The organism is Streptomyces sp. SID12501 (assembly GCF_010550245.1).
Lineage (GTDB): Bacteria > Actinomycetota > Actinomycetes > Streptomycetales > Streptomycetaceae > Streptomyces.
This window is the reverse complement of the sequence record NZ_JAAGLU010000778.1, coordinates 1-422: the sequence shown is the minus strand read 5'-3', so window position 1 is coordinate 422 and position 422 is coordinate 1. Positions and strand designations below refer to the sequence as shown.

Annotated in this window: 1 pseudogene; it reads left to right on the top strand. The window is 72.7% G+C overall.

The annotated features are described in order from the left end of the window. Window positions 1-422, top strand: a pseudogene (locus G3I71_RS48420) (NAD(P)(+) transhydrogenase (Re/Si-specific) subunit alpha); the annotation flags it as partial.

Below are 422 nucleotides of genomic sequence, written 5' to 3'. Positions count from 1 at the left end.
TCGATGGGCGCGACGTTCGTGCAGGCCGAGGGCGCGAGCCAGGAGGTCTCGACCGACGGCTACGCGCGCGAGCTCACGGCCGAGCAGGAGCGCCTCACGGCGCAGATGTACGCCGAGCAGACCGCGTGGGCCAACGTCGTCGTCACCACGGCGCTGGTCCGCGGGCAGGCGCCGCGCACCATCACCAAGGAGATGGTCGCCGCGATGGCGCCCGGGTCGGTGATCGTCGACCTCGCGGCGTCCGGCGGCGGCAACTGCGAGCTCACCGTGCCGGGCGAGCGCGTGGTGTCCGACAACGGCGTGGTCGTGCTCGGCTGGACCGACCTGCCGAGCCGCATGCCGCAGCACACGTCGCAGCTGTTCGGCACGAACGTCGTGCACCTGCTCGCGCTGCTCACGCCCCGCAAGGACGGCGAGCTCGT